At 55.8% G+C, this 7,195-nt stretch carries 6 protein-coding genes; 2 read left to right on the plus strand and 4 right to left on the minus strand.

Annotated elements, in window-relative coordinates; all coding sequences use genetic code 11:
* Positions 1-5 precede the first annotated feature (5 nt).
* The 4 genes from CMG77_RS15290 to CMG77_RS15305 form a co-directional block, all read right to left on the minus strand.
* Positions 6-2,483, minus strand: a complete 2,478-nt coding sequence (locus CMG77_RS15290) for a ThuA domain-containing protein (RefSeq protein WP_286805905.1) — start codon at positions 2,481-2,483, stop codon at positions 6-8.
* A 184-nt stretch (positions 2,484-2,667) separates the two neighbouring features.
* A complete protein-coding gene (gene nadN, locus CMG77_RS15295) occupies positions 2,668-4,641 on the minus strand; it encodes an NAD nucleotidase (protein ID WP_286875254.1) in 1,974 nt (657 codons plus the stop codon).
* A 369-nt stretch (positions 4,642-5,010) separates the two neighbouring features.
* Positions 5,011-5,325, minus strand: coding sequence for a HigA family addiction module antitoxin (locus CMG77_RS15300; RefSeq protein WP_286875257.1), 315 nt, complete (start codon positions 5,323-5,325; stop codon positions 5,011-5,013).
* Between the two features lie 12 nt (positions 5,326-5,337).
* A complete protein-coding gene (locus tag CMG77_RS15305; RefSeq protein WP_286875259.1) occupies positions 5,338-5,763 on the minus strand; it encodes a hypothetical protein in 426 nt (141 codons plus the stop codon).
* 278 nt (positions 5,764-6,041) lie between these two features.
* On the opposite strand from CMG77_RS15305, the gene CMG77_RS15310 reads away from it, so the two are divergent.
* Complete coding sequence (locus CMG77_RS15310) at positions 6,042-6,626, plus strand: hypothetical protein (protein WP_286805899.1); 585 nt, start codon at positions 6,042-6,044, stop codon at positions 6,624-6,626.
* A 12-nt stretch (positions 6,627-6,638) separates the two neighbouring features.
* Positions 6,639-6,977, plus strand: coding sequence for a hypothetical protein (locus CMG77_RS15315; RefSeq protein WP_286805897.1), 339 nt, complete (start codon positions 6,639-6,641; stop codon positions 6,975-6,977).
* The last annotated feature ends 218 nt before the right edge of the window (positions 6,978-7,195 follow it).

Below are 7,195 nucleotides of genomic sequence, written 5' to 3' on the forward strand. Positions count from 1 at the left end.
CGCTTTTATTCCTCGCCTTCCGGCGTGATGGATAAGATGTAGGCCGCCAATTTCTCCCGGGTCTCCTGTTCCAGGAAGTTATGCGCAGGCATGGCGTGTTCGCCCCATTTGCCGGAGCTGCCATTGGCGATGGCGCTGGCGATGTAGGCCGTGGGGTCATCCAGGTCGCCGTACTTCTGCTTGATGGCCAGGAAACTCGGGCCCACGGAGTCAGCGCGCTCCTGGTGGCAGGCCACACAGCTGGTGTCTTTGGCGGCCGCTTTACCTTCGGCGATCTCAAGCTGGGCTTCATGCCCGATGCCGTCGTTGCCAGCGCCGGAGGCTACCTCATCGTCGTTCAGCTCGCCCAAGTCAGCGTTCGCGTCGTATTCCACCACGCTCAGCTTGGCCTCTTTACCGCCAGCCCACCACTGGGAGCCGTATTCCAACACCCACAGGCGGCCATCGGGGGTAATTTTCAGGTCCAGCGGCCCGGCAAAGTCGACATTCGGGGCCAGGTCTTCGATTTTGACTACACTGTCGTACTCATCCAGGGTGACGACCTTGATCCAACTGCGCATAAAGTCGCCGATGATCAACTTACCCTGATAGTAGGCAGGGTAGGCCAACTCACCGGAGTTCGGGTAGACACCGGCCACCAGGGCGTTGCGGCCGCCCTGTCCCAGTTCGGGGAAGCGCTCGGAGTTGTTGTAGGGGTACCAGATCAGCGCCGGTTGGGCCGGTGGCAGTACCTTCAGCCCGGTGTTGCGCGGCGAGAAATTCTCTGGCGCCAGGGGATCGAACAGCTTGCCACTGGTTTCTTTCTCGTAGTCGTACATGCGGTAGGGAATATTGTTGCCCACCATGGTGGGCCAGCCAAAGTTGCCGGCTTCGGTCACTTTGTTGATTTCATCGTAGCCGCGCGGGCCGAAATCGGCCGTTTCTTCCTTGGCGTCGGGGCCGATATCGCCGTAATAGAGCGTGCCGGTGCTCTCATCCACGGCGATGGTGTAGGGGTTGCGGGTGCCCATCACATAAATTTCGGGGCGGCCCTGTTCCGGGTCCTCGAACAGGTTGCCCTCGGGAATGCGGTAACCGCCGTTCTTGTCCGGCTGGATACGCAGGATCTTGCCGCGCAGGTCCTGAGTGTTGCCCGCGCTGCGCAGGGCATCGTGATGCGTGCCTTCGGCGGTGTTGTTGATCGGACCGGAGCCGTTGGACTCGAAGGGGTTGGCATTGTCCCCCAGGGCGACGAACAGGTTGCCGTGCTGGTCAAACTCCAGGTTGCCACCGGTGTGGCAGCAGGTGTCGTCGTTGGGGATGTCCATCAACACCTGCTCAGAGGCCATGTCCACGGTTTTTTCGTCCACCTTGAACTGCGCCAGCCGTTGCAGCAGATCGTGCTCGCCGCTCTCGTCCGGCAGGTTGTACATCGCGTAGATCAGCCCGTTCTCGGCAAAGTCGGGGTCGAAGGCCACCGCAATCAGGCCAAACTCGATGTTTTTGGCAGGCGCGAACACTTCAAACTCGGCCATTTCGGTCATTTCCCGGGTGCCTACATCCACCCAGAAGAGCTTGCCCTGGCGCTGGGCGATCATGGCGGCGCTGTAGTCCTCGGTCACATCAAAGCTCACCGGCTCGTTCAGGTCATCCACCAGAATGTCGCGCTTGAAGCGGCGGGGGTCCGGTTTCACCTCGGCGTAATCCAGCGGCCGACGTTCGGCCAGGGCATACTCAAGCCCCCCGTCCAGGTGCTTCAAAAATAACGGTTCGCTGAACATCTCGATGGTATGGCCCAGGCCGGTGTAGAAGGCCCGCCCACCGTCAAAGTCGTGGTACCAGGCGATAGGGTGGTAAGCGCCGTGCTGGCCGCCCTGGTAGCTGCGCTCGTCAAGGGTCAGCAGGTCGGTGCGGCGATCGGACAGCTGCTGAAAATCGTACCACTCGTCCGCCAGCCGGAACTGCGCCGGTAGCGTTTCGGTGGCCGGGTGATGGGAGTTGACCACCTTGATGGTGGCCGCCTGCACGTCCGCCGGGTCGCTGGGGTGGGATTTGAACGTCGCGCCCAGCAGGCGGCGATACCAATGCCAGTCGCCCTCGGTGTCCGCCGCCGAGTGGATGCCCACAAAGCCGCCGCCCGCCTGGATGTAGCGCTCGAACGCCAGTTGCTGCTGTGCGTTGAGCACATCTCCGCGGGTGTTGACGAACACCACCGCCGCCATCGTCTGGAGCTGCTCATCGGTAAACACGCTGGCGTCATCCGTTGCCTCTGCTGTCAGACCGCGTGCCTCCACCAGATCGGTCACTGCCTGGACCCCGGCCGGGATCGACTCGTGCTGCCACTCGGGGGATTTGGAGAAGATCAGCACAGAGCCCAGCAGGTCGCCTGGCTGAGTCGAGGTGGGCTTTTCCGCGCCCTGGTCGGAGTCAGAGCACGCAGTGGACAGGGCGCCCAGGAGCACCAGGGCGAAAACAGCGAAAATACGAGGGGTATTTACAGTCATGGGAAAGTTCACATTGCCGTTGGGATGTTATTGCTCGCCTGTTTATTGGGTACGGGCTGAGTGTGGAAATCGGTAGGGTGCCACTATAAACCAGACGTGGGAGCGATGCGAGTCGGGGTGACTATTAGGGGGCAGGCATAAAAAAAGGCTCCGAAGAGCCTTTTGCAGGGTAGATCAACCGCGTTTATAGGTTATTGTCGTCCGCGCAAGTCGCCACAGCGCTGTGGTCGCAGCCACCGGAGTCGATGTAGCGCTGAGTGGAGTACTCGGCTTCGGGCAGTTTGATCAGGTTCTGGCCATCAGCGGTCAGTGCTTCGACATAATCGATAAAGCCCTGGGCGTATTCGGTGAAGGTATCCTCGTAATCGCCGGCGTCGAAGGGAATCGCAAAGGTATCGTAGCCATCCTGCCCGGAGGCGATAAAGTCATTGGTGACCACGGTGTAGGTGGCCGAGGTATCAATGGCGGTCCAGTCACCGGCTACCTGTGAGTTCACTTCCACGTTGGACACGCGGCTGCCTTTCCCCTGGGATGCATCTACTTCAAAACGCAGGCCGGAGGCGTAGGGGTAGGAGCCGGAGGAGCCGCCGTTGTCGAGGGCATTGGCCAGCGCGTCTTCCAGCACATCGATAATCTGCTGACCGGTCATGTCCAGCGTTACCAGCGTGTTGGAGAAGGGCAACAGGGTAAACGCATCGGCAATGGTATAGGGGCCGGTTTCCACATCCACCCGCACACCGCCGCCATTCTGAATGGCAATATCGGCCGTTGGTGTCACCGTGAGAAAGGCTTTGGCAACAATATTGGAAATGTCGCTGCCGCGCTCATAGGTCGCCGAGGCATCACACAGGGAAGAACGCCCCTGTCCCGGAAAACGCTCCAGACACAGGTCTTCCGCGCTGCTGCCAATCACGGTCTGTTCCAGCACACTGACCTGAGCGTCGTAAATCGACAACAGGTTGGTGGTGTTCGCGTCTGGCTGGGTAACCACCACTTCCGGGTGGGCAGTCAGCGCCCGGACCACGGAGAACTGATCGGCGGCGTTCAGGCTGCGCGTCTCTTCCTCATTATATTCATAGACAAAGTTATCGCTGATGGGCATCAGCGGCATACCAGCGCAGGAAGAGACCACGCCGGCCTCGTCAAAACTGACGTGAAGCTTGCCCATCAGGTGAGCGTACTCCCAGGCCTGAACCACACAGACGGGCTCGCCATCGGCGTTGTTCACCTGCGTCGGGTAGTCACCGGCCGGGTTAAAGCCCAGTTCCGCAAAGGTCTCGTCGCCGAGCAGCGTGTGTGAGTCGCCGCCAACAATCACGTCGACGCCGCTCAGGCTGGCTGCCAGATCGAGATCGTTCTGATACTGGTAGTGGGTCAGCAGAATGATCTTGTTGACGCCCATTTCGGACAGGGTGTCGATGTTGGCCTGGGCCGTCGTCACCTCGTCCAGGAACTCAGTCCCTTCGTCGGGGTTGGATGAGTTCTTGGTTTTACCGGCGATATCAATGCCGATAATGCCAATCTGCTCACCGTCTCGTTCGACAATGGTGTAGGGCTGAATATAGCCGTCGGCAATGGCTGAATCTTCGGCCGGCTGCACATTGGCCGCCAGTGCCGGGGTTTCGCAGGCGGTGGAATTCAGGGCGTCCAGGAAGGTCGCCAGGCCGCTGTCGCCATCATCGAACTCATGATTGCCCAGGGCGAAGGCGTCGAAACAGACTTCGTTCATGACCGCCGCATCGGCTGCGCCGTTGAACAGCGAATAATACAGTGTGCCGGTGATGGCGTCCCCCGTGTGCAGCTTCAGGACGTTTTCGTGTTGGCCGGCCACCGTATTGAACAGACTGACCAGCATCGGGAAGCCGCCGTAGGTCACCTCAACCTCGGTGACGGCATCGGCGGCCTCATTGGTGGCATCTACCAACCCGGTCACGTCAAAGTCAAAGCTCTCGGCGGCGATGTGGGAATGGTGGTCGTTCATGTGCAGGATGGTCAGGTCGATGGCTTTGGGCGCCGGTTCACCCTGTGGACCCTGTTCCCCTTGAGGGCCTTGCTCACCCAGTTCACCCCTCGGGCCGACGTCCCCGTCGTCGCCGCTACAACCTACCAGTACCGCCTGCGCGAGCAGGCTCAATGCAAATACTCTGAAAACGTTCATGTTGTCCTTTACCTCTGATGTTACGAAATCGTCGATGGTCAGAGGATGTTACGGACGCATTTTGAAGCTCTGGTGACAGTGGGGGCTGCGGGAGTCCAATCACAGAAAATTCATGGAGTGGTAACAAAAGTGAAATCCCAGGAGGCTGGCTCTAGAGCTATCTGTCGGTTGTGTATGGTGGCGAGCTCAATGAGCGATTATATAAATCCGGTGGTTCTGTAAAAAAGACAAGATAATTTATATATTTCCGGTTATTTCCCATAAAACTACCGGTAAGTTGTAGATTGATAGGTTATATACCCTAAAATGTTGCTTTTCTGGTAGTCGCCGTCGGCGCACTGCGCCGACCCGAGTGAACAAGTTCGTTTGCTAAGCGGCGTTCAGAGGCTCGATTCGGGCCACCTCATCTTTAGCTGACTGGGAGGCCTCCCATAGATCAACGGCTCTCTGCGCGTTCAGCCAAAACTCGGGAGAGTTGCCAAACAGGCGGCCCAGTCGCAGAGCCATTTCGGGGCTGACCGAGCGGCGCTCGCGCAACAACTCGTTCACAGACTGGCTAGAGACCCCCAGGAGCTCGGCGAGCTTAACGACGCTTAAACCGTAATCCGGGATAAAGTCCTCCCTCAGCATCTCACCAGGGTGGGTCGGTTTGCGCTGAATACTCTCAGTATTGGGAATAGCCATAGTTTTCACCTCTCAGTGAATGTGCAAGTACTTCTTCTTAAAAATCGTCCTAAGGGGCCTTCTACCCTTATCACTTGATCTCGGGATTATGAAGCCCTTGGGGTCAATAGTGAGGATGTACGGGTCCGCTTTGTTAAACGAAAACTTCAAACGGTTATGACTCTGAACTTCTACATCTTCAAGTATTCCAGGCACCAGCGCGCTGGAAATTTCGATTTGATCTGTTACCTCAAAGTGCTGGTCGATCACTGTGATGTAAAGCGCCTCATCGTACGGTGAATCTGCCGTCGTCAAGATGAGGTGCCAGCCATTGGGAAGGGAAAACTGCTTCTCCAGCACCGAGCCTTTAACATTGACAGACTCTGGTCGCCGCGAAGTCGTTAAAATCGACGCATTTTGATTTATTGGTGTCAGATAAAAAAAGTCAAGTTCTTCCATTCTGTCGTTCCTTACGGACAGTTACCATTGCTCACTGCTGATGATTGTCACCTGCCGGGCCGATCCAGGAAAATAGGGAGGCATGCTAGACCATGAGTTGGGAGTTGGTTGATTTCAAGGTAACTGGTCCATGGCATCAGCGTGGTAAGCCGTTCATACAGCACATAATGTGATTTGTGTCACTCCGTAAGGGGTTGAACTCATTTGACCTCAGAGGTATTCTTTCACCGCAGTTTATCCTCCGATTTTAGCAGCTACAAATTAAAAGGAAATTAATTATGACGCCATCTGTTCTCCAGCATCTAGACGAGCTTCGCCCAGAAACGGGAATCAAAACCTTAGGCGATTTGATTGGCTTAAAAAGGTATCTGCAAAATTCCGGTCAAAAGCCCTTCCTTCTTGCCCACTCTAAATTTTTGAACGGCCGTTGGATTTATGAGCCATCGACTCCTGTCGAGAAACTGGCAATACAAGAGAATTGCGTCGCGCACCGAAAAGCGATGACATTACCCAGCGTCATAGAGAACAACTATACGTTCATGCTCAATAACCGCCTAATGGGCGGTCGAGATTACCCGCTTCTCACTTCCCTAGCAGGTGCAGGGGCAAGCTTTGTATCGGGTGGGGCAGGGCTTATCTTCAGTGCGGCGGCAACGGGAATCAGTCTGGGAAAAACCACGCATCGAATTTTGGCGCGCGGAGGAGATGAACTCTGGCAACGGGAAGAGATAGGTAAATCACGAATAGGCGCCTCCTTTGTTCCGGTTCATGTTGTTTCATATTTTTTGGTTGATCCTTTTCGTGGGGCAAATGATCGAAAAGTATGGCTGATACATGAAGAGCGACATGAGCTTGCCATGTAAAAGGAGGTGATGATGAATAGTGGTATAAAAACAAATGTTCGGGCTCTATCCATTTTCCTGCTGTTATCGGCAAACGCCTGTAATAGTGGAGCTACGAATGAAGAAAATAATCCTTATGATCGGCTTTGTTTGATCTATGAGGAAGAGCTTTCCGGCAGGGAGTCACCGGGACCGGAGGTCTTCCAGAGACTCTCTGACCGGGTTGATGAAGAGATTCCAGAGTTAGAAGAGCATACTGGCCATCTAGCCAATCTTCCCAAGAAGCGTTTCTACTCTACATTGAAAGACTTGGCGGAATATGAAACAGGAAGAGATTGGGAGTGTCGTTTTATTGCGGACTACTACCGTTAACTTGAATTAATCGCATTAACCTCATCAAGATTTATTTGCCTGGGCCGAGAGTGAGACCGAAGATTTATCGGGACTCTTTTTAGCTGTAATCCCCTCGCTTCACGTTTCAGAACGCTGATAAAAGCGTGGCTGGTAAACTGCGAACCCCGATCGCTGTTAAAGTGTAGTAGTTCAGACTTGATCTGACAGTTACCGGTTTTTCCGATGGTGTCTGTCAG

Origin of the sequence: Marinimicrobium sp. (assembly GCF_002695945.1) — a bacterium.
Classification (GTDB): Bacteria; Pseudomonadota; Gammaproteobacteria; order Pseudomonadales; family Cellvibrionaceae; genus Marinimicrobium; species Marinimicrobium koreense.

Excerpts from the sequence above, each read along its gene's own strand:
- CMG77_RS15290 (WP_286805905.1), bottom strand. The coding sequence starts at position 2,483 with ATGACTGTAAATACCCCTCGTATTTTCGCTGTTTTCGCCCTGGTGCTC.
- nadN (WP_286875254.1), bottom strand. The coding sequence starts at position 4,641 with ATGAACGTTTTCAGAGTATTTGCATTGAGCCTGCTCGCGCAGGCGGTA.
- CMG77_RS15305 (WP_286875259.1), bottom strand. The coding sequence starts at position 5,763 with ATGGAAGAACTTGACTTTTTTTATCTGACACCAATAAATCAAAATGCG.
- CMG77_RS15310 (WP_286805899.1), top strand. The coding sequence starts at position 6,042 with ATGACGCCATCTGTTCTCCAGCATCTAGACGAGCTTCGCCCAGAAACG.
- CMG77_RS15315 (WP_286805897.1), top strand. The coding sequence starts at position 6,639 with ATGAATAGTGGTATAAAAACAAATGTTCGGGCTCTATCCATTTTCCTG.
- CMG77_RS15300 (WP_286875257.1), bottom strand. The coding sequence starts at position 5,325 with ATGGCTATTCCCAATACTGAGAGTATTCAGCGCAAACCGACCCACCCT.